Below are 18,668 nucleotides of genomic sequence, written 5' to 3' on the forward strand. Positions count from 1 at the left end.
CACATGTCAGAAAAGTGCTTTTTTATCACAAGCAATTAAAGGTTGTTGTTCGGGCGTTCCTGTGCTTGTCTGACATGGTCTGTCGGGGAGGGCAGGATGCGCGCGGCAAGCTTGGCAGGTCTGGGAATAATCGCGATCGCGCTGGCCGCCTGCGCGACACCGCAGCACAATTACGTGCCGGAACGCAGTGCCTTCAGCCGCCCGCCGATCGGTGAGACGGTCACGGCCCGTGTCGGGGACGTATTGCTGGCGCAGGGCGAGGTGACGCGGACGCAGGGCATCGACGTCCCCGCGGGAACACAGATCGGCGGCTATACGCTGCAGGGCGGTTTCTATCCGCAGACCGGTCAGGACGAGACCCATACCTATCACGGCTTCGCTTTCGGATCGTCAGCGCCCGGCGGGCTGATCGCCGGTGCCTTCATGGACCCGCCGGTCTCGATCCAGGCCGGCAGCGAGGCCGGCCAGCTGTGTGTCGTCACGGCGTTCAATATCCGCGCCTGCCGGGAGCGCGCCTTCGAGCGCACCGAGCGCGTGCTCGAACGCGACAACTCCTTCCAGCAGACCCTGATCTATAACGGGCGTGTCGGGGATCGCATCAATATCGGCTATCGCGAATTCTCTGGGAACATGGCCCGGCCCGCCTTCTCGAATGCCGTGGAATACGATCTCTCGGCCTCGACGCTGATCGGCTATCAGGGCGCGCAGCTGGAAATCGTCGAGGCCACGAACACCTCGATCACCTATCGTGTCCTGAGAAATTTCAACACCGCAACGCCTTGAGGGGCCAGGTCCGGTCAGTCGAAATAGGCCGAGCGCATCATGTCGGAGAGGTCGCGGCCGCGATGGGCGAGGGCGCGGCGTTCCGCATCGGCCTCGGCGCCGCACCGCGCCCGGTAGCGCTGCTGCGACCGATAGCCCTCGTTGAAACTCTCGATCAGCCGGTCGCGGCGGCGGCCATTGTCCGAGGCTTCCATGGCAAGGAGTTCGACCATGCGGTCGCGCCATTGCTGGGCATTGTCGCCCTCGCAGGCATAGGCCAGATAGTGCAGCTCACCGAGCGTATAGGCGAGGAAGGGCAGGGTGCGGTCGAGGTCGAGATCCTGCTCGTAGCGGGCCTCGCCCTGCGCCGGCTCGCGCGACGGCTTCTGCGCCTCCGCGAGGGGCGGCAGAGCCATGGCCAGGGCGACCGCAAGCAGGAGACGCGTCGGGATCATGGCCGGCATCATGACGTCGATTGTGGCGCGCTCAAGGCTGGATCTGCCAGCGCCTCGACAATCGCGCGGGCCCGGCCGATCACGTCCCGCGTCTTGTCCCAGCGGGTCATCGCCACCGCCTCGTCATAGGGAAAGAAACCGGCCTCGCTGACATCGTCTGCGGCGACCGGCTCGCCGCCCGTCCACACGCCGGCAAAATCGACCAGCACATAATGCCAGTCGCCCGGATGGCCGGGTTCGCGCGCACCGATGGAATCGATGACATCGATCAGCCCGGCGATCCGGGCGGTCGTGCCGGTCTCCTCGGCCAGTTCGCGCAGGGCGGCTTCCGCGGCGGTCTCGCCATATTCGATCTTGCCGCCGGGCAGCGACCACTCGCCTTCATAAGGCGGTTTGCCGCGCCGGATCAGCAACACCTCCTCGCCGCGAAAAACGACGATGCCGGCGCCGGCCACGGGACGGGGCGCTTGTGTGTCCGGATGCGTCCCGGACATCACTCGTATGAGGCCCTTGTGTCACCCTTGTGTGCACTCAATGTCACTTTGCGGTCCATCCACCGTCAACGCTGATCCAGGACCCATTCATATTGGCTCCCGCGTCGGAGACAAGATAGAGCAACGCACCGGCGAGCTGGTCATAGGTGACGAATTGCTTGGTCGGCTGGGCCGCCAGCAGCACGTCGCGCACGACTTCTTCCTCGGTGATTCCGCGTGCCTTTGCCGTGTCGCCGATCTGGTTCTCCACCAGGGGCGTCTTCACATAGCCCGGGCAGATCGCATTGCAGGTGATGCCCTGTTCGGCGACTTCCAGCGCCAGCGTCTTGGTGAAGCCCATCACGCCATGTTTGGCGGCGACATAGGCCGACTTGAAGGGCGAAGCGACGAGGCCGTGGGCCGAGGCCAGATTGACGATCCGCCCCTTGCCCTGACGCTTCATGATCGGCAGGGCGGCCTTGGCGCCGTGGAAGACCGAGGTGAGGTTGATGGCGATGATCGCATCCCACTTGTCTTCCGGGAATTCATCGACCGGCGCGACATGCTGGATACCGGCATTATTCATCAGGATGTCGAGGCGCCCGAACTCCCGCTCGGCGAACGCCACCATGTCGGTAATTTCGTCGGATTTCAGCATGTTGGCGGGGTGGTAGCGGACCTCCACGCCGTGCCGTTCGGCAATCCCGGCGCGTTCTTTCTCGATCGCATCCGCATCGCCCAGACCGTTGATGATCACATTCGCGCCATTCTCGGCCAGGGCGTCGGCCATGGCGGCGCCGATGCCGCTTGTGGAGCCGGTGACGATGGCCACCTGGCCGGTGAGATCGGTGCGGATGGAAGACATGAACCACCTTTCAAGTTTGTGCTCCGCGCAAGAAACGGCAGGCCGGAGGCCGGGTCAAGAAACGCATATGGTGTGTATTTTTCAAAATACAACCAATGCGCGTTTTTTGTGCAAGAATGAAAACGCCGGCCCAAGAGGCCGGCGCAATCCAAGGAGGGAGCAATGTTTCGGTTTCCGAAATGCTGCCTCGTCCTTTTGGTGAGGAGAAGACGGATCGGCGGGTGGACCCTGTTGATCCGGCTCTCCATCGCCTGAAGGGCGGCCAAGGGAGGTGGTGGCAGCCATCTCCTGCGGCCCTTGGAGGATAGCACACTGTCCAGGTGCGGGGAATATGGAGGCCTAAGCCGCCTTCGCCGCCACAGGCTGGGGACGCGTGAACAGAAGCTCGTCCTCGCTGGAGCCGTCCGCCTCGAAACGATAGCCACCCAGATCGAACTTGCGCAGTTCGGCCGGATCCCCGACGCGGTTCTGGATCGCCCAGCGCGCCATCATTCCGCGGGCCTTCTTGGCGAAGACCATCAGGGCGCGCAATTGCCCGTCCTTCTCTTCCTTGAAGTTCGCCGTGATGACGCGGCCCTTGAGCTTCTTGCGGTCGACCGATTTGAAATACTCGTTCGAAGCCAGGTTCAGGACGACGGGATTGTCCTTGCCTTCCTGCAGGCTGTTGAGCTCTTTCGCGATCCGGTCGCCCCAGAAATCATAGAGGTTTTCGCCGCGGCGCGTGTGCAGCTTGCGGCCCATCTCCAGCCGGTAGGGGTGGATGGCATCGAGCGGACGCAGCGCGCCATACATGCCGGACAGGATGCGCAGATGGTCCTGGGCATAGTCGAGATCGGCGTCCGACAGGCTGTCGGCCTCAAGCCCGCGATAGACCTCGCCATTAAAGGCAAAAGCCGCCTGCTTCTCGCCCGGCGCATCGGCATCGAAAGCCTGGAAACGTTCGCGGTTGAGGCGCGCCAGATCGTCGGAGATCTTCATCATCGCCTTGATCTTCGGCGCTGTCAGCTGGCGCGTCGTCTTCGACAGGATGCGGGTCTGGTCGATCAGCGATGGCTCGGTGGCGGGCAGATCGCGTTCGACCGGGTCGAAATTCATGTTCTTGGCGGGCGACAGCAGAATCAGCATGGCAGGCCTCCTTCTCCTCCAAAGTAGGGGAGGCGGTCGGGCAGGAAAAGGCACCGGGCGCCGCTTCTGCCATGAGTTCTCTCAATGTCCGCCCACGGATTTTCCAATGAGGCAAGCGTGCAGCCAATGGCGCGCCGCCCGTTTTGGTTGTATGCTGGCGCCAGCTTGCGAGGTGTCGCCATGTCGTTCTTCTACAGCCTGGACAAGGCCGATCCGGTACAACGGCGCATCGCGGCACGTCTCCTCAGATTGGGCGCCCGGCTGGACGCCGAAATTCCCGCCAAGACGCTGGACGCCACCCTCCTGCTGGCGACCTGGAATATCCGCGAGTTCGACAGTCCCGCCTACGGTCTGCGCGGGATGGAGCCCTACCACTACATCGCCGAGATCATCTCGCGCTTTGATCTTGTCGCGCTGCAGGAAGTCCGGCTCGACACGGCGCCACTGGACAGGCTGCGCAAGCTTCTCGGTCCCTGGTGGAAATACCTGGTGACCGATGTCACCGACGGCACCCGGGGCAATAAGGAGCGGATGGCTTTCCTCTATGACAGCCGCAAGGTGCGCTTTGGCGGTCTGGCGGGGGAAATCGTCATTCCGCCGATCGAGACGCGCGACGAGGCAGGCCGGCTGGTCTATTCGCCTGCGAGCCAGCTTGCCCGCACGCCCTATGTCGTGGGTTTCGAGGCCGGCTGGTTCAAATTCATGCTGTCGACCGTGCATATCCTCTATGGCGAGAGCCGGGCCGACGATCCCGATCGCGAGCGCGAAATCCGCGAACTGGCCCGCTTCATGGCTGCACGGGCAAAGGAGGATCACGCCTGGGCGCGCAATCTCATCCTTCTGGGCGATTTCAATATTTTCGCACCTGACGACGTCACCTTCTCGGCGCTGACCGATGCCGGTTTCGTCATTCCCGAGGGGCTGCAGCAGGTCACCAATGTCGGGCGGGAAGAACGCTTTTTCGACCAGATGGCCTTCATGACGCCGAACCTGACGCGCGACCAGATCGTCGCCGCCGGTGCCTTCAACTTCTACGATTGCGTCTACTGCGAGGATGACGAGGCGCTCTATGTGCCCGATATGGGCGAGGCCTATCATACTACGTCGCGGGGCGAGCCTCGGGGCAACAAGTCGCTCTATTACCGGACCTATTGGCGCACGCACCAGATGTCCGATCATCTGCCGCTATGGGCGGCGATCAAGGTCGATTTCGGGCGCGAATACCTGGCGTCCAGAACGGTCTAGAACAGCACCCGCGGATTCATGATCCCCTTGGGATCCAGCGCCTGCTTGATCGCGCGCATCACCTTCACATCGACCGGCTTGCGATTGGCCAGTTCCTCGCGCTTGAGGATACCGATCCCGTGCTCGGCGGAGATCGATCCGCCGAACTCGTCCACCGTATCGTAGACAATCTTCGACATTTCACCGGCACGCGCCATGAAGCCGGTATGGGCGTCCGGATCGATGCAGGCGATGTTGTAGTGAACATTGCCGTCGCCGACATGGCCGAAGGCGACGACGATGCCGTCCGGAAAGTCCCGGTTCACGCGCTGCGTGGCGACGTCGATGAAGGCGGACATTTTCGACACCGGAATCGACACGTCATGCTTGACGGCGAGGCCCTGGCCGCGTTCGGCCTCGGCGATGCTTTCGCGCAGGCGCCAGAGATCCTGCATCTGGGCCTCGTTTTCCGCGATCACGGCGTCCTGGACCAGTCCGGCCTCGAAGCCCTGCTCCAGTGCGGCCTCCATGGTCTCGCGCGCACCGTCCGGGCGGCCGAAACTCATCTCGCAGACGACATACCAGGGATGTTTCGCCTCCAGCGGATCGCGCGTGTTGGGTATCCGCATCAGTACGAATTCCAGCGCCAGGCTCGGCATCACCTCGAATGCCGTCACGGCACCGCCGGAGACCTGTTTCGCCATGCCGAGGAACTTCACCGCATCGTCCACGGAGTTCATCCCGATGAAGGCCAGCTCCATGCGGCCGGGACGCGGATAGAGTTTCAGCGTGGCCGCCGTGATGATGCCCAGCGTGCCTTCGGCGCCGATCAGCAATTGCTTGAGATCATAGCCGGTATTGTCCTTGCGCAGGCCTGTCAGCCCGGACCAGATCGTGCCGTCCGGCAGCACGGCTTCCAGGCCCAGGACCAGTTCCCGTGTCATGCCATAGCGCAGGACGTGCACGCCGCCCGCATTGGTGGAAATCAGCCCGCCGATCATGGCCGAGCCCTGGGAACCCAGCGAGAGCGGGAAGAGGCGGTTTGCGCCTTCCGCCGTCTGCTGCAGGCTTTCCAGCACGCAGCCGGCCTCGACGGTCATGGAATCATTGTCGGTGTCGATCTCGCGCACGGCGGTCATGCGCTTCAGCGAGATCAGCACTTCGCCCTGGGGCGTCGCCGCCCCGCACAGCGAGGTATTGCCGCCCTGCGGCGTGATCGCCACGCCGGCCTCGGCGCACAGCTTGACCACAGCCGAGACTTCCCCGGTGGAGGCCGGTTTGAGCAGGATCGGCGTTTCGCCCTTGTAGCGGCCGCGCCAGTCGTGGACATGCGGTTCGAGTTCCTGCGGATCCTGGCTCCAGCCTTTCGGGCCGAGTGCGGCCTTGAGATTGTCGATCAGGTCGGCAGGCAGGGTCACGGCAGCAGTCATGGCGTCGGGTCGTCCTTGGGCGCAGCGGCGCGTTGCAAGCGGTCATTGATGGCTTCACCCAAACCCTGATCCGGGATGGGCGCAACCGCAATGCGTTCCGGCCCGCGTGCGTCGAGATCACGCAGGGCGGCAAACAGGCGTGTGGCGGCTTCGGCGAGATCGCCGGCCTCCGACAGGTTGATATGTCCACCGATGGCACCGAAGCCCAGCAGCAGCTCGCCGGGCCGGGCTTCGCTGGCATTGAGCCGCATCGCCGCCTTGGGGGCGTAATGGCTTTTCAGCATGCCGGGGCTGGCGAGCGGGGCGTCGGCCCCGGGGGCTTCCAGCGGGCCGGTGATCGGCTCGATCTGTACGCGGGCCAGACCACCGGGCCGCAACAGGATGGCGCGCTTGCCGTCGATGGCGACAACCGTCGATTCAACCCCCACCGGGCAGGCGCCGCCATCGAGGATCAGATCGACCCTGTCGCCCAGACCGTCGGCGACATGCTGGGCCGTGGTGGGGCTGATCGAGCCTGACGGGTTGGCGCTGGGCGCCACCAGGGGCGCGCCGAAAGCGCTGATCAGCGTACGCGCCGCCGGGTGGGCCGGCGCGCGCAAGGCGATACTGTCGAGCCCGGCATTGGCAATGTCGGCAATGGCAGCGTCCGGCTTCTTCGGCAGAACCAGCGTCAGCGGTCCCGGCCAGTAGGTCGCGGCGAGTTTTGCACCCAGCTCCGGCCATTCGGCGATGCGTTGGGCCATTTTCGGGCCGGTGACGTGGGCGATCAGCGGGTTGAAGCGCGGCCGCCCCTTGGCGGCATAGAGCCGTGCAACGGCGTCCGGATTGGCGGCATCGGCGGCCAGGCCGTAGACGGTCTCCGTTGGCATGGCCACGAGACCGCCCGCCTTCAGGATGGCGGCGGCTTCGGCAATGGCTTCGGCAGAGCCGGCGGGCTTGATCGGAGCGGTCATGGGGCGTGAGCTAGCGCTTCACGCCCCTGCCTTGCAAGCCTACTCGGCGGCATCGGCCTCGATATGCAGCACGAGGGTCACCTCGGCCGCAGCCGAACCCCAGCTGGACGAGCCGACGCCGTAATCGGCGCGGGCGAGTGTGTAGCGGCTGTCCGCGACGGCCCGGCCACCGTCGATAGCGAGGGTGAAGGGCAGCACGATGTCGCGCGCGGTGCCGGCCATGGCGAGCGTGCCGTGGGCTTCATAGCCCTCATCCGTCGCCCGGATATCCTCGGAGACAAAGGTTGCGGCCTCGTACTCCGACGGGTTCAGGCCGGAATCGGACAGCATGGAACTGTCCATCTGGCCATTGCCGGTCGTGCCGCTGGAGGTGAGCACGCGGGCCGAGATGGTGGCGTTGTCCAGATCGGCCGGGTCGAGCACGATCTCGGCCGACCAGTCCGAAAACTCTCCCGTTACCGCACCGCCGGACACCGTCGTCTCGAAGCCGACGGAGCTGCCGGCCCGGTCGACCTGCCAGGACTGGGCACCGGCAGGTGCGGCAGCGAGGGCCAGCGGGAGAAGAAACGCGTAACGCAACATCGGGGCTTATCCTTTCAGGACCGGGATCATGCGGGCGATCAGCCCGTCGCGGTCGACAAACTGGTGTTTCAGGGCCGCTGCGGCGTGCAGGCCGAACAGGATCAGGATCGGCCAGCCGCCGGCCCCGTGGATCGAGCCGGACACTTCGTGCAGGCTCTCGCTTTGCGGAACCGGCAGGCGCGGCAACGGCATGTCGGGATTGTTGAACAGGAAAGAGGGCAGTTCCGAGGCAGAGGCGGAAATCCAGCCCATGATCGGCATGCCGATCATCAGCACGTAGAAGGCCCAGTGCACGGCATGGGCGGCCAGCTTTTCCCAGGGTTTCATGCCTTCGGGCATGCCCGGGGTCTTGTGGGTCAGGCGCCAGGCCAGACGGATCAGCGAGAGGACCAGGATCGCCATGCCGGTCGTCTTGTGCAGGTTATAGGCCTGCTGAACCTCTTCCAGCGGCACTGTGCCGGCAAACAGGCCGTCGCGCAGGTCTTCCATGTACCAGCCGAAGAACACCATGCCGAGCAGCAGGACCGCGAGGATCCAGTGAAGGGTGATGGCGACGGCGGTGTAGCGTGGCGTGTCGGTCATGGTTCGGGCTCCCCCAGGGGCTTTTCCGCCCGGCCGGGCGGCTCTCGTCACAGTATATGCCCGCTGCCTGCGCGTCCGAAAAGCCACACAACGTCGCGGGCTGGACAAAACACTGTTTCCGGATTCGCATCGGCGGGAAGGCGGGTTATGTTCCGGCCACAAAAAAATGATGACGGAGGTCGGCCATGACATATCGCGCACCGCTGGATGAAATGCGCTTCACGCTGGAAGAGGTAGCGGCTGTTGAGGGGCTGAAGGCGACGGGTGCCTTCCCGGATTTCACCTCCGATCTGACGGCGGCCATTCTGGAAGAGGCGGCCAAGCTGGCCGAGAATGTGCTCGCGCCGCTCAATCGCGTCGGCGATGCCGAACACTGCAAGCTCGAGAATGATGCCGTCACCACGCCGACCGGCTTTCCGGCGGCCTATGCGCAGTTCGTCGAGGGCGGCTGGCAAGGGCTGCAATTCCCGGCGGAGCTGGGCGGTATGGGCCTGCCGCGGGCGCTGGGCGTGGCCGTGCTGGAAATGATCCAGGGCGCCAACCTGTCCTTCGGCCTCGGCCCGATGCTCACCTATGGCGGTATCGAGGCGCTGATCTCCCACGGCACTGACGAGCAGAAGGAATTGTATCTGGGCAAGCTGCTCACCGGCGAGTGGTCGGCCACGATGAACCTCACCGAGCCGCAGGCCGGGTCCGATGTGGGCGCGCTGCGCACCAAGGCCGAGCCGAATGCCGACGGCAGCTGGGCGATCTCGGGCCAGAAGATCTTCATCACCTGGGGCGAACACGACTGCGCGGAGAACATCATCCATCTCGTGCTCGCGCGGACGCCGGGATCGCCGGAAGGCACGAAGGGTATCTCGCTCTTCATCGTGCCGAAAATCCTGCCGGACGGGTCGCGCAACGATCTGCGCGCCATCGGGGTCGAGCACAAGCTGGGCATCCACGGCTCGCCGACCTGCACCATGGAATACACCGGTGCGACCGGCTGGCTGATCGGCGGTGAAAATGCCGGCATGCGCTGCATGTTCACGATGATGAATTCGGCGCGTCTGAATGTCGGCGTGCAGGGGGTCGGTATTGCCGAACGCGCCTTCCAGCAGGCGCTGGCCTATGCCCAGGACCGCAAGCAGGGCCGTGCCATCGATACCGAGGGCCCGGCACCGCACGCCATCATCCATCATCCGGATATCAAGCGCACCCTGTCACTGATGAAGGCCAAGATCGCCGCCTCGCGCGCCATCTGCGTGTCCTGCGCCGTGGCGACCGACATGGCCGAGCATGCCGAGGATGCCGACGAGCGCGCCGCGGCCAAGCGCCGCGAGGAATTGCTGACGCCGGTCGCCAAGGCCTGGTCGACCGATATCGGTGTCGAGGTCGCTTCGCTGGGCGTCCAGGTCCATGGCGGCATGGGCTATATCGAGGAAACCGGCGCGGCCCAGCATCTGCGCGATGCTCGTATCACGCCGATCTATGAGGGCACCAACGCCATCCAGGCGATCGACCTGGTCGGCCGCAAGCTGAACATGGATGGCGGCGCGGCCTTTGACGAGCTGTTCTCGGATATCGGGCAGACCATCGAGGCCTGCACGACCTCGTCACACCCGGACCTGCCGCCGCTCGGCGATCGCCTGCAGGACAGTCTGGATGCCATGCGTGAAGCGGTCGACTGGCTGAAAGAGGTCGACATGAAGGACCGGCTGGCCGGCGCCACCCCCTTCCTCACCCTGGCGGGCGAGACGATCGGCGGCTGGCTGCTGTGCGTCGGGGCCGTCGCAGCTCGCCGGCGCCAGAAGGAAAACATCGGCGATCCGGCCTTCGCGGCCCAGCGGATCGCGCTGGCGAACTTCTATGCCGAAGCGGTGATGACGCTGGCGCCGTCGCGCGTCGACGACGTCACCATGGGGTCGGAGATGATTGACGAGGTGGGCTTCGGCGTCTGACGCCGGCCCGCCCTACATCCACATGCCGTGCGGGTCGGGGTGGCCGCGTCCGTCCACGAGGCGGACCAGGCCCACGATCGACCGCGCCAGCATCCACACCCAGATCAGGGCAAAGCCGATCAGGCCGAACGGGGCCAGGATCACCGTGAGCACCATGACCGTGCAGGCCACAATGCCGACGATGGCCGCCCAGAAGCTCTTGATCTGGTATGTGAAGTGCGATTGCAGCCAGTTCGGTGATCCGTCGCGGCGCGCATAGGCGATGATCACGGCGACGAGGCTGGATACGCCGATGATGTTGCCGACGATCAGCAGGGCATAGTTCAGCCCCGCCAGAAGGCGGTCGTCCCGGTCGGCTGCCGGCGTCGAGGTCGGTTCATAGATCGTCTGGTTCATGAGACCGATCCTTCCCCACGAAGATGGCCAAAGCGCGGCATGGGACAGGGGATGCGACACCTTGCCGTCCCCCGTCTTTGCGCGGCGTGGCTGCGGCGGCGATGCCACGGCAGGCTGAAAATGCTGTCATCTCCGCGCCCAAGCCTTGGTTGTGACGGCGTTTCGACGTATTCGGAATGCTGATGCGTGAGCACGGGAGGTGTTCGGGTGCCCTTGGCGCGTTTCCTGGACCATGCCGGTATCGTCCTGCTTCTCGGCGGGATCGCAGGGTATGTCATTCTGCTGGCAGCCGGATTGATCGGCCGCTGGTATCTGCCTTACCCGCTGAGCGGTTTCTGGCTGCTGGTCACGGGCATGCCCGCTGCCGGCGTGGCGATCATGTTCCTGCGCGCAAGGGAGAACCGGATCGTGTTCGAAGACGGAGACGAGGAATGAGCCTGATTGTCACCATGGCGGACGCCGTGCCGGGCCGCGAGATCGACCGTGTGGTCGGTATCGCGCGCGGCAATGTCGTCCGGGCCCGCTTTTTCGGCCGCGATTTCATCGCCGGCCTGCGCAATATCGTCGGCGGTGAAGTTCCCGAATACACCGACCTTCTGTCCGAAGCGCGCGAGACTGCGCTCGACCGGATGGCGAAGCATGCTGAAGAGCTGGGCGCCGACGCAATCGTGACGGTGCGCCTGTCGACCTCGTCGGTGATGGAAGGTGCGGCGGAAATCCTGGCCTACGGAACGGCGGTAAAACTGAAATGAGTGCCTTGATGAAGCGCCTGGCAGGCCGGGCTGCGAGCGAGATTGTGGAAACCGTACGCTTTGTCGCCGGTGTGGCAGCCGTCTGGCTGGGGCTGGTGACCTTCGGTTTTGCCGCCTTTCATATCCCGTCGGAAAGCATGCAGCCCTCGCTGGAAGTGGGCGACCGGGTTCTGGTGTCCAAATGGGCCTATGGCTATTCGGTCCACTCTTTGCCTCTGGGCATCGGCTACATGCTGCCGGACAGCTGGAATGGCCGCCTGGCCTGGCACAACCCGCGGCGCGGCGATGTCGTCGTCTTCCGCGACGAGCGCCAGTCGCCGCCGCGCAATCTGATCAAGCGCGTGATCGGCATCGAGGGCGATGTGATCGAGATGCGCCAGGGCCAGCTCTACCTCAATGGCGAGCCGGTGCCGCGCGAACTCATCGAAGTGCGCTCCTACCGGGATCATCCGCGCGACAATATCGTCACGGCGACTCTCTTCGAGGAAACCCTGCCGGGTGGCCGGGATCATCCGATCTATGAGCGTGGCGACAACTATCAGCTCGACAGCTACGGGCCGGTGACGATCCTGCCCGGTACGGTGTTCGTGATGGGCGACAACCGGGATGCCTCCAATGACAGCCGGGCCTCGAACGGGCCGGGCCTCGTGCCGCTGGAGAATGTTGTCGGCCGGGCAGAGACGGTGCTGTTTACCTTCGAGCGCTGCCGCCGCGAAGACGGGCTGTACTGCCCGCGCGGGCGGGTCTGGCAAGGTCTCTAGGCCATGAAACGCCTGTCACGCCGGTCTCTGCGTCTCCGGGCAGCCCGCATCGGGGCCGAGCTCGGCGAGGCGATCAACATGTTTGCCGGCGTGGCGGCGGTGTGGTTCGGCTTCACCTCGCTCGCCTTTGCGACCTATTACATTCCCTCAGAGAGCATGCAGCCCTCATTGGAAGTGGGCGACCGGATCGTGGTGTCGAAATGGGCCTATGGCTATTCGCGCCACACCCTGCCGCTGGGGCTGGGCAATCTTCTGCCCGACAGCTGGGATGGCCGCATCGGCTGGAGCAGCCCGCGGCGCGGCGATGTCGTGGTGCTGTGGGATGACCGCCAGGATCTGACCCTGATCAAGCGGGTGATCGGTCTGCCCGGCGACATCGTGGCGATGCGCGATGGCCGTCTTTTCATCAACGGGGCCCAGGTCGACCGCATGCTGGTGGAGGACCGGACCTATCGGGAAAGCGCCGATCCGCAAGAAGCAGTCCGCGTACGCCTGTACGAAGAGCGTCTGCCCGGCGGCCGGGTTCACCCGATCTACGAGCGCGGCGACAATAACTGGCTGGACGAGTACGGCCCGGAAGTCGTGCCGGCGGGCCATGTCTTCGTCATGGGCGACAATCGCGACAATTCCGCCGACAGCCGTGCGCCGGAAGGGCCGGGCTTTGTGCGTTTCGAGAATATTGTCGGCCGCGCCGAGACCGTTCTCTACACGTTCGAACAATGCCGGCACGAAGACGGGCTGTATTGCCCGCGCGGTCGGGTCTGGCGCGGGCTGTAACGGCGCTCTAACCTCTCCGGACACACATTCCGGGGAGACACGGCCATGAGCCTCAAGGGCAAGACGATCTTCATCACGGGTGCCAGCCGCGGTATCGGCCTGGCGATCGGCGAACGCTGTGCGCGCGATGGTGCCAATATCGTTATCGCTGCAAAGTCCGACACGCCGGATCCGCGCCTTGAGGGGACGATCCACACGGCGGCCGAGACCATCGAGAAGGCCGGCGGCCAGGCCCTCGCCGTGAAATGCGATATCCGTCACGAGGAAGAGGTGGAGGCCGCTGTTGCTGCCGCTGTCGACCGGTTTGGCGGTATCGATGCCGTGATCAACAATGCCTCGGCAATCTTCCCGCGCGGCACGGCCGATACGCCGATGAAGCGCTACGACCTGATGCACCAGGTCAATGGCCGCGGCACTTTCCTGACCACCCAGAAATGCCTGCCCCACCTGTTGAAGGCGGAAAATCCGCACATCATCGCCCTGGCGCCGCCGCTGGACATGCGCGGCCTGTGGTTCGGACCCCATGTCGCCTACACCTCGGCCAAATACCAGATGAGCCTGTGCGTGCTGGGCTGGGGCGAGGAGTTCAAGGGCAGGATCGGTGCGAATGCGATCTGGCCGCGTACGGCCGTCGCGACGGCCGCGATCTCCAACGTGCTGGCCGGCGAAGAAGCGATGAAGAACTGCCGCAAGCCGGAAATCCTCGCCGATACGGCCTATGCCGTGCTGAACAAGCCGGCGGACGAGTTCACGGGCAATTTCATCATCGACGACACCTTCCTCTGGGAGGAGGGCGAGCGCGACCTGGACAAGTATTCCTACGACCCCGAAATCGAGCTCCTGCCAGACTTTTTCGTGCCGGAAGATGTGCCCGCGCCGCCAGGCGTGAAAATCATGAATGTCACGCTGGGGCATTGATGCCGGGGCGGTCATCGCCCCAGTTTAAAATACCGCTTGCATCGCGCAAAAATTCGCCAATATGAGCGTTGGAGCGTCGCACTCTGCGGCCGGTTGATCCGGCCGCTTCATTCTCGCCGGCCGTCGACGCGGCCGGCCGGAGTGTCAGACCCATGCTTCTGGTCGAAACCTATCTTCAACCCAGCCCGCTGGAAGGGCTGGGCGTGTTTGCCGTCAGACGAATCCGCAAGGGCACCTTGATGTGGACCCTCGACCCGGCGACCGATCTCGTGCTTACCGAGGCGCAACTGGCCGAACGGCCGCCGGTCTATCGCGGCTACATCCAGCGCTATGCCTATTTCGACCGTGGCCTGAACGGCTATCTGCTCGATGGCGATCATGCCCGCTTCCTGAACCATTCCAGCACGCCCAACCTCGATTTCTCGGCGGCTGACGGAAGCGGCGTGGCTGTGCGGGATATTGCCCAGGGTGAGGAAATCTTGTGCGACTACAGCCAGTTCATGGAGAATGTCGTGCTGCTGCCGACTCCGGCCCGGCGCCGGCAGGCCCCGCGGATCGCCGCTGTCAGCGGTTAGACCTGTCGCAGCTCCGGCGCGCTAAGCCGGTTCCGACTGCCTGTTCTTGAGTGCGGCGAGGACCTGGTCTGCGAGCGGCTTGCTCGAGGCCGGGTTCTGCCCCGTGATCAGACGGCCGTCGCGTGCGACATGGGGGCCGAAAGCCTCGTCATTGCCTTCGAACACCGCGCCCAGCTCGCGCAGGCGGCTTTCCAGCAGGAAGGGCACGACATCGTCCAGCCCGACCTTGCGCTCCTCGGCATCGGTGAAGCTGTTGACGCGCTTGCCTTTCACGAGAGGGGTACCATCGGCGAGCGTGGCGCCCACCAGGCCGGCCGGGCCATGACAGACCGCCGCGATGATGGCGCCGGCGTCCCAGGCCTTCCCGATCAGTTCGGCAACCGCCTTGCTGTCGGGCAGGTCCCACATCGTGCCGTGGCCGCCGGGCAGGTAGATGGCGTCGTATTCGCCGGGCGTCAGATGGGCCGCCGGCCGGGCCTGTTTCAGGGCCTGCATGGCGGCTGCGTCATCCATGAAGCGCTGCACGGATGGGGGGCGCTCGCCTTCGCCGTCATCCGAGCCGGGATCGGCCGGCGGTTGGCCGCCATGAACGCTGGCGATCTCGACCGTGTCGCCGGCATCGCGGAAAGCCCAGTAAGGATCGGTCAGCTCCTGCCAGTGAAAGCCGGTCGGCTTGCCGGTCTCGCCGAGCGTGCCGTGGGATGTGGTGAGGATGAGAATGCGTGACGTCATGGAAGCCTCCATTATGTCGTGACTGAGCCTGGGTGCGGGGCGATCACGCCCCTCAGCGTCGCAACGGCTGCAGCGCCGTCCCGTTCCGCGGCTGCACAGGACGCCGGTCTCCGCTAGGGTGCCAATTGCAGCAGCCAGCGGATGGACGGCCATGAAAACCACCCTCATCGACAGCCCCGCCAGTCTCGCCCATCGTCTGCCTGACGGGCATCCCGAGCATGACGGCCGCTATACCGCGGTGCGTGAGGCCTTGGCCGGGATTGCCGGCACGGTCTGGGCGGAAGCCGGGCAGGCGCCGGTCGAGGCACTGGCCCGGTTTCATACCGTCGAACATGTCGATCGCGTGCTGACGGCCTGTGCCGAGGCGGGTGTCGAGGGCTTTGTCGGGCTGGATCCGGACACGATCGTGTGCGGCCAGTCGGCGCGGGCTGCACTGTCAGCGGTCGGCGGGGCCATCGCCGGTGTCGATACGGTGATGCGGGACGGGGAGGGGGCAGTCTTCCTGCTGGCGCGGCCGCCGGGCCATCATGCCGAACCCGACCGCCCGATGGGATTCTGCCTGTTCAACACCATTGCCATCGCCGCCATGCATGCGCTCGAGGTCCACGGTCTGCCATCGGTCGCCATCGTCGATATCGATGTGCACCATGGCAATGGCTCGCAATGCCTGGCCGAGCGTGACGAGCGGGTGCTGTTTGCCTCGCTGCACCAGTCGCCGCTCTATCCGGGCACCGGGCATCGCGGCGAAACCGGTCTTGGCGGCAATGTGGTGAATGTCCCGCTGCCAGACGGGACTGACGGTGCGGCCTGGCGCGCCGCCTTCGAAGCCGAGATCGTTCCGGCCCTGCGCAAGACGCAGCCGGCGCTGATCCTGGTCTCCGCCGGTTTCGATGCGCATGCGGATGATCCGCTTGGCGGGCTGGGCCTGGTCGACGAGGACTATGCCTGGGCGGCGGAACGCCTGGCTGCCCTGGCATCGGAATTTGCGCATTCGCGGCTTGTCTCCGTGCTGGAGGGCGGATACGACTGCCCGGCACTGGGCCGGTCGGCCGCGGCCTTTGTCCGCGCGCTTGCCCGGGCCTGAGCGGGCGGGCACTCCCCGTCATCACAGGATTGAAGTGTCGGCGGGTAACGACGGGGCGTACCGGCTGGCTGACCCTCCCCCGTGCGACCCCGATGAACCCTTCTTCAACAGACCTCCAGAGCCTCTCGCCGGGCAGTATCACTATCGCCCGCCACGGCCGTCCGGACGCCAATCGCGAGCGCTGGCTCGACTGGCGCGGATACGAGGACTGGTGGGATAATGAATATCAGCCCGCGGGGCTTGTCGAAGGGCAGTCTGCGCCCGACGCGCTGATCCGGGCTGCTGCAGAATCACACACCGTCTTTGCCAGCTCCCTGCGCCGCGCCATCGAGACGGCGCAGGCCGTGGCACCTGACCGGGCGCCCGTTATCGATCCGGTCTTCATCGAAGCCGAATTGCCGCCGCCGCCCATGCCGGGGCGTTTCATGGCCAAGACCTGGGGCGTGTTTGCGCGTTGCTCCTGGTGGATGGGCTGGTCACGCGGCCGGGAAAGCCGGGCTGACGCCGAGGCCCGGGCACGGCAGGCCGCCGACCAGTTGATCGAGGCGGCTGCAGCCGGACCGGTTGTCTTGTGCGCCCATGGCTGGTTCAACCGCATGATGCGTCCGCAATTGCGCGGGTCCGGCTGGGTATGTGTCCGCGATGGCGGTGATACCTACTGGTCCTGGCGCCGTTATGAATACCGGCCGCGCTGAGCCCGCAATCGCGGCATTGCCGCGCCTGAGTCCGCTTTCTATGCTGCCCGGAGACGAGAGGAAGCCATGTCCGATACGCCGCTACCCGACATCGAGACCCTGAGTTTCGAACAGGCGCTCGCCGAGCTCGAGCGCATCGTGCAGCAGCTCGAATCGGGCGAGGTCGAGCTTGAAAAGTCGATCCAGATCTACGAGCGCGGTGCGGCTCTGCGGGCGCATTGTGAGGGCAAGCTGAAGACCGCCGAACTGAAGGTCGAGAAGATCGTGCGGGGCGAGGACGGCCAGCCGGCCACCGAACCGGCCGGGCTCGACTGACATGGCGCAGGACGAGCCGGCGGCACCGCTCGCCACGATCGAGGATTTCCTGAAGCTCGATATCCGCGTCGGCACGGTCGTGCGTGCGGAGGCCTTCCCGGAAGCGCGCAAACCCGCGATCAAGCTGTGGGTCGATTTCGGACCCGAGCTGGGCGAAAAGAAAAGCTCGGCCCAGATCACCGCGCACTACACGCCGGAAGAGCTGGTGGGCCGCCAGGTGCTTGCTGTCGTCAATTTCCCGCCGCGCCAGATTGGCCCGATCCAGTCGGAAATCCTCGTTCTCGGGGCCTCCGATCCGGACGGAGCGATCATCCTTCTGGCGCCGGACAAGCCCGTGCCGAACGGCGCGCGGATGCATTAGGGCTGCCGAATGGATTCTTTCGAACAACGCCTGAACGAAGCTGCCGACCGGGTGACCGTGGCGCTGGATGCCCTGCTGCCGCGTGCGGAAGGTCCCGAAGCGCATCTCAACTCGGCCATGCGTTATGCCGCGCTGGGGCCGGGCAAGCGGTTGCGCCCCTTCCTGGCGGTCGAGGCCGGGCGGCTGGTGAATGCCGATGAGCGTGGCGTTCTGCGCGCGGCCTGCGCGCTGGAATGCATCCACGCCTACTCGCTGATCCATGACGATCTGCCGTGCATGGATGATGACGACATGCGCCGGGGCCGCCCGACGGTCCACAAGGCCTATGACGAGGCCACGGCTGTCCTGGCGGGCGATGCCCTGCAGTCGGTGGCGTTCGAGATTCTGGCCCATCCCGACACCCATCAGCGCGGCAGCGTGCGCTCGCGCCTGGTCGAGCGTCTTGCCCGCGCCTCCGGCCCCTATGGCATGGTGGGCGGCCAGATGATCGACATCCGCGCCGAGACCGAACAGTTCGACATCTCGGTCGTCACGCGCATGCACCGGATGAAGACCGGCGCGCTGATCAACTATGCCGTCGAGATCGGCACCATCCTGCGCGAGGTGGAAGATCATATCCGCCGGGCGCTGGAAGGATTTGCTCACGACCTCGGACTGGCCTATCAGATCACGGACGACCTTCTGGATGCGACGGGGGACCAGGCGGAGATGGGCAAGGCGGCCGGCAAGGACGCCGGTCAAGGAAAAGCCACCTTCGTCACCATTCTGGGGGTGGAAGGCGCGCGGGACCGTTCGCGGCACTTGGCCGCACAGGCCAAGGACCACCTTGAACCCTTCGGCGCGCGAGCAGATGTTTTGAGAGAGGCCGTCGACTTCATCCTCGACCGGCGCTCGTGAAAGGCTGGACC

24 protein-coding genes are annotated in these 18,668 nt (G+C 65.1%); 14 read left to right on the top strand and 10 right to left on the bottom strand.

All coding sequences use genetic code 11. The features are described 5' to 3' along the window. Positions 1-96: 96 nt before the first annotated feature. Positions 97-783: a hypothetical protein gene (locus tag ABJO18_RS04795; RefSeq protein WP_348507184.1), complete on the top strand. Its 687-nt coding sequence runs from the start codon at positions 97-99 to the stop codon at positions 781-783. 14 nt (positions 784-797) lie between these two features. Here ABJO18_RS04795 and ABJO18_RS04800 read toward each other — a convergent pair whose 3' ends face one another. The 4 genes from ABJO18_RS04800 to yaaA all read right to left on the bottom strand — a co-directional run bounded on the left by ABJO18_RS04800 (position 798) and on the right by yaaA (position 3,680). Then, positions 798-1,217, bottom strand: a complete 420-nt coding sequence (locus ABJO18_RS04800; RefSeq protein ID WP_348507185.1) for a TIGR02301 family protein — start codon at positions 1,215-1,217, stop codon at positions 798-800. A gap of 8 nt (positions 1,218-1,225) precedes the next feature. After that, on the bottom strand, positions 1,226-1,711 hold the full coding sequence (locus ABJO18_RS04805) for an NUDIX domain-containing protein (RefSeq protein ID WP_348507186.1): 486 nt from the start codon (positions 1,709-1,711) through the stop codon (positions 1,226-1,228). A gap of 43 nt (positions 1,712-1,754) precedes the next feature. Beyond that, the gene (locus tag ABJO18_RS04810) at positions 1,755-2,555 is read right to left on the bottom strand and encodes a 3-hydroxybutyrate dehydrogenase (RefSeq protein WP_348507187.1); all 801 of its coding nucleotides are present in this window, start codon (positions 2,553-2,555) and stop codon (positions 1,755-1,757) included. A gap of 339 nt (positions 2,556-2,894) precedes the next feature. Beyond that, the gene (yaaA, locus tag ABJO18_RS04815; RefSeq protein ID WP_348507188.1) at positions 2,895-3,680 is read right to left on the bottom strand and encodes a peroxide stress protein YaaA; all 786 of its coding nucleotides are present in this window, start codon (positions 3,678-3,680) and stop codon (positions 2,895-2,897) included. 180 nt (positions 3,681-3,860) lie between these two features. Between yaaA and ABJO18_RS04820 the strand changes: the two genes are divergently transcribed. Then, on the top strand, positions 3,861-4,925 hold the full coding sequence (locus ABJO18_RS04820) for an endonuclease/exonuclease/phosphatase family protein (protein WP_348507189.1): 1,065 nt from the start codon (positions 3,861-3,863) through the stop codon (positions 4,923-4,925). Here ABJO18_RS04820 and ABJO18_RS04825 read toward each other — a convergent pair. Genes ABJO18_RS04825 through ABJO18_RS04840 form a run of 4 tightly spaced genes read right to left on the bottom strand, consistent with a single transcriptional unit; the run spans position 4,922 to position 8,451 of the window. After that, positions 4,922-6,334 (bottom strand): FAD-binding oxidoreductase, encoded by a 1,413-nt coding sequence (locus ABJO18_RS04825; RefSeq protein ID WP_348507190.1) that lies wholly within the window; start codon positions 6,332-6,334, stop codon positions 4,922-4,924. The two genes, ABJO18_RS04820 and ABJO18_RS04825, sit on opposite strands and share 4 nt — an antisense overlap. Next, the gene (locus tag ABJO18_RS04830) at positions 6,331-7,287 is read right to left on the bottom strand and encodes an L-threonylcarbamoyladenylate synthase (RefSeq protein ID WP_348507191.1); all 957 of its coding nucleotides are present in this window, start codon (positions 7,285-7,287) and stop codon (positions 6,331-6,333) included. Before ABJO18_RS04830 ends, ABJO18_RS04825 begins: the two co-directional genes overlap by 4 nt. 39 nt (positions 7,288-7,326) lie before the next feature. Beyond that, positions 7,327-7,869 (bottom strand): YceI family protein, encoded by a 543-nt coding sequence (locus tag ABJO18_RS04835; RefSeq protein WP_348507192.1) that lies wholly within the window; start codon positions 7,867-7,869, stop codon positions 7,327-7,329. Positions 7,870-7,875: 6 nt separating this feature from the next. Then, positions 7,876-8,451 (bottom strand): cytochrome b, encoded by a 576-nt coding sequence (locus tag ABJO18_RS04840; protein WP_348507193.1) that lies wholly within the window; start codon positions 8,449-8,451, stop codon positions 7,876-7,878. 185 nt (positions 8,452-8,636) lie between these two features. Here ABJO18_RS04840 and ABJO18_RS04845 point away from each other — a divergent pair, with 185 nt between their 5' ends. Continuing rightward, positions 8,637-10,394 carry an acyl-CoA dehydrogenase gene (locus ABJO18_RS04845; RefSeq protein ID WP_348507194.1) on the top strand — a complete coding sequence of 586 codons (1,758 nt, stop codon included), beginning with the start codon at positions 8,637-8,639 and terminating at the stop codon, positions 10,392-10,394. A 12-nt stretch (positions 10,395-10,406) separates the two neighbouring features. Here the strand turns inward: ABJO18_RS04845 and ABJO18_RS04850 are convergent, their stop codons facing one another. Beyond that, positions 10,407-10,790: a hypothetical protein gene (locus ABJO18_RS04850; protein ID WP_348507195.1), complete on the bottom strand. Its 384-nt coding sequence runs from the start codon at positions 10,788-10,790 to the stop codon at positions 10,407-10,409. Positions 10,791-11,003: 213 nt separating this feature from the next. Here ABJO18_RS04850 and ABJO18_RS04855 point away from each other — a divergent pair, with 213 nt between their 5' ends. The 6 genes from ABJO18_RS04855 (at position 11,004) to ABJO18_RS04880 (ending at position 14,573) form a co-directional block, all read left to right on the top strand. Beyond that, positions 11,004-11,225: a hypothetical protein gene (locus ABJO18_RS04855; RefSeq protein ID WP_348515752.1), complete on the top strand. Its 222-nt coding sequence runs from the start codon at positions 11,004-11,006 to the stop codon at positions 11,223-11,225. Further along, the gene (locus tag ABJO18_RS04860; RefSeq protein WP_271185015.1) at positions 11,222-11,542 is read left to right on the top strand and encodes a YbjQ family protein; all 321 of its coding nucleotides are present in this window, start codon (positions 11,222-11,224) and stop codon (positions 11,540-11,542) included. Before ABJO18_RS04855 ends, ABJO18_RS04860 begins: the two co-directional genes overlap by 4 nt. 8 nt (positions 11,543-11,550) lie before the next feature. Then, positions 11,551-12,303, top strand: coding sequence for a signal peptidase I (lepB, locus tag ABJO18_RS04865; protein WP_348507197.1), 753 nt, complete (start codon positions 11,551-11,553; stop codon positions 12,301-12,303). Positions 12,304-12,306: 3 nt separating this feature from the next. Then, on the top strand, positions 12,307-13,080 hold the full coding sequence (gene lepB / locus ABJO18_RS04870) for a signal peptidase I (RefSeq protein ID WP_348507198.1): 774 nt from the start codon (positions 12,307-12,309) through the stop codon (positions 13,078-13,080). A 45-nt stretch (positions 13,081-13,125) separates the two neighbouring features. Beyond that, entirely contained in the window at positions 13,126-13,998 is an 873-nt protein-coding gene (locus ABJO18_RS04875) for an NAD(P)-dependent oxidoreductase (RefSeq protein WP_348507199.1), read from the top strand. Positions 13,999-14,150: 152 nt separating this feature from the next. Next, positions 14,151-14,573 carry an SET domain-containing protein gene (locus ABJO18_RS04880; protein ID WP_348507200.1) on the top strand — a complete coding sequence of 141 codons (423 nt, stop codon included), beginning with the start codon at positions 14,151-14,153 and terminating at the stop codon, positions 14,571-14,573. Between the two features lie 21 nt (positions 14,574-14,594). Here the strand turns inward: ABJO18_RS04880 and ABJO18_RS04885 are convergent, their stop codons facing one another. After that, complete coding sequence (locus tag ABJO18_RS04885; RefSeq protein ID WP_348507201.1) at positions 14,595-15,305, bottom strand: type 1 glutamine amidotransferase domain-containing protein; 711 nt, start codon at positions 15,303-15,305, stop codon at positions 14,595-14,597. 151 nt (positions 15,306-15,456) lie between these two features. On the opposite strand from ABJO18_RS04885, the gene ABJO18_RS04890 reads away from it, so the two are divergent. The 5 genes from ABJO18_RS04890 (at position 15,457) to ABJO18_RS04910 (ending at position 18,657) form a co-directional block, all read left to right on the top strand. Next, on the top strand, positions 15,457-16,389 hold the full coding sequence (locus ABJO18_RS04890; protein WP_348515753.1) for a histone deacetylase family protein: 933 nt from the start codon (positions 15,457-15,459) through the stop codon (positions 16,387-16,389). A 92-nt stretch (positions 16,390-16,481) separates the two neighbouring features. Further along, positions 16,482-17,084 carry a histidine phosphatase family protein gene (locus ABJO18_RS04895; RefSeq protein WP_348506786.1) on the top strand — a complete coding sequence of 201 codons (603 nt, stop codon included), beginning with the start codon at positions 16,482-16,484 and terminating at the stop codon, positions 17,082-17,084. Positions 17,085-17,150: 66 nt separating this feature from the next. Continuing rightward, positions 17,151-17,399, top strand: coding sequence for an exodeoxyribonuclease VII small subunit (locus ABJO18_RS04900; protein ID WP_271185023.1), 249 nt, complete (start codon positions 17,151-17,153; stop codon positions 17,397-17,399). A gap of 1 nt (position 17,400) precedes the next feature. Continuing rightward, the gene (locus ABJO18_RS04905) at positions 17,401-17,760 is read left to right on the top strand and encodes a tRNA-binding protein (RefSeq protein WP_348506785.1); all 360 of its coding nucleotides are present in this window, start codon (positions 17,401-17,403) and stop codon (positions 17,758-17,760) included. A gap of 9 nt (positions 17,761-17,769) precedes the next feature. Then, on the top strand, positions 17,770-18,657 hold the full coding sequence (locus tag ABJO18_RS04910; RefSeq protein WP_348506784.1) for a polyprenyl synthetase family protein: 888 nt from the start codon (positions 17,770-17,772) through the stop codon (positions 18,655-18,657). Positions 18,658-18,668 lie beyond the last annotated feature (11 nt).

The organism is Maricaulis sp. (assembly GCF_039978735.1).
Taxonomy (GTDB): Bacteria; Pseudomonadota; Alphaproteobacteria; order Caulobacterales; family Maricaulaceae; genus Maricaulis.

What these genes read in the sequence shown, in the direction of transcription:
- ABJO18_RS04795 (WP_348507184.1), top strand. Translation starts at nt 97, where the DNA reads ATGCGCGCGGCAAGCTTGGCAGGTCTGGGAATAATCGCGATCGCGCTG.
- ABJO18_RS04800 (WP_348507185.1), bottom strand. Translation starts at nt 1,217, where the DNA reads ATGATCCCGACGCGTCTCCTGCTTGCGGTCGCCCTGGCCATGGCTCTG.
- ABJO18_RS04805 (WP_348507186.1), bottom strand. Translation starts at nt 1,711, where the DNA reads ATGTCCGGGACGCATCCGGACACACAAGCGCCCCGTCCCGTGGCCGGC.
- ABJO18_RS04810 (WP_348507187.1), bottom strand. Translation starts at nt 2,555, where the DNA reads ATGTCTTCCATCCGCACCGATCTCACCGGCCAGGTGGCCATCGTCACC.
- yaaA (WP_348507188.1), bottom strand. Translation starts at nt 3,680, where the DNA reads ATGCTGATTCTGCTGTCGCCCGCCAAGAACATGAATTTCGACCCGGTC.
- ABJO18_RS04820 (WP_348507189.1), top strand. Translation starts at nt 3,861, where the DNA reads ATGTCGTTCTTCTACAGCCTGGACAAGGCCGATCCGGTACAACGGCGC.
- ABJO18_RS04825 (WP_348507190.1), bottom strand. Translation starts at nt 6,334, where the DNA reads ATGACTGCTGCCGTGACCCTGCCTGCCGACCTGATCGACAATCTCAAG.
- ABJO18_RS04830 (WP_348507191.1), bottom strand. Translation starts at nt 7,287, where the DNA reads ATGACCGCTCCGATCAAGCCCGCCGGCTCTGCCGAAGCCATTGCCGAA.
- ABJO18_RS04835 (WP_348507192.1), bottom strand. Translation starts at nt 7,869, where the DNA reads ATGTTGCGTTACGCGTTTCTTCTCCCGCTGGCCCTCGCTGCCGCACCT.
- ABJO18_RS04840 (WP_348507193.1), bottom strand. Translation starts at nt 8,451, where the DNA reads ATGACCGACACGCCACGCTACACCGCCGTCGCCATCACCCTTCACTGG.
- ABJO18_RS04845 (WP_348507194.1), top strand. Translation starts at nt 8,637, where the DNA reads ATGACATATCGCGCACCGCTGGATGAAATGCGCTTCACGCTGGAAGAG.
- ABJO18_RS04850 (WP_348507195.1), bottom strand. Translation starts at nt 10,790, where the DNA reads ATGAACCAGACGATCTATGAACCGACCTCGACGCCGGCAGCCGACCGG.
- ABJO18_RS04860 (WP_271185015.1), top strand. Translation starts at nt 11,222, where the DNA reads ATGAGCCTGATTGTCACCATGGCGGACGCCGTGCCGGGCCGCGAGATC.
- lepB (WP_348507197.1), top strand. Translation starts at nt 11,551, where the DNA reads ATGAAGCGCCTGGCAGGCCGGGCTGCGAGCGAGATTGTGGAAACCGTA.
- lepB (WP_348507198.1), top strand. Translation starts at nt 12,307, where the DNA reads ATGAAACGCCTGTCACGCCGGTCTCTGCGTCTCCGGGCAGCCCGCATC.
- ABJO18_RS04875 (WP_348507199.1), top strand. Translation starts at nt 13,126, where the DNA reads ATGAGCCTCAAGGGCAAGACGATCTTCATCACGGGTGCCAGCCGCGGT.
- ABJO18_RS04880 (WP_348507200.1), top strand. Translation starts at nt 14,151, where the DNA reads ATGCTTCTGGTCGAAACCTATCTTCAACCCAGCCCGCTGGAAGGGCTG.
- ABJO18_RS04885 (WP_348507201.1), bottom strand. Translation starts at nt 15,305, where the DNA reads ATGACGTCACGCATTCTCATCCTCACCACATCCCACGGCACGCTCGGC.
- ABJO18_RS04890 (WP_348515753.1), top strand. Translation starts at nt 15,457, where the DNA reads ATGAAAACCACCCTCATCGACAGCCCCGCCAGTCTCGCCCATCGTCTG.
- ABJO18_RS04895 (WP_348506786.1), top strand. Translation starts at nt 16,482, where the DNA reads ATGAACCCTTCTTCAACAGACCTCCAGAGCCTCTCGCCGGGCAGTATC.
- ABJO18_RS04900 (WP_271185023.1), top strand. Translation starts at nt 17,151, where the DNA reads ATGTCCGATACGCCGCTACCCGACATCGAGACCCTGAGTTTCGAACAG.
- ABJO18_RS04905 (WP_348506785.1), top strand. Translation starts at nt 17,401, where the DNA reads ATGGCGCAGGACGAGCCGGCGGCACCGCTCGCCACGATCGAGGATTTC.
- ABJO18_RS04910 (WP_348506784.1), top strand. Translation starts at nt 17,770, where the DNA reads ATGGATTCTTTCGAACAACGCCTGAACGAAGCTGCCGACCGGGTGACC.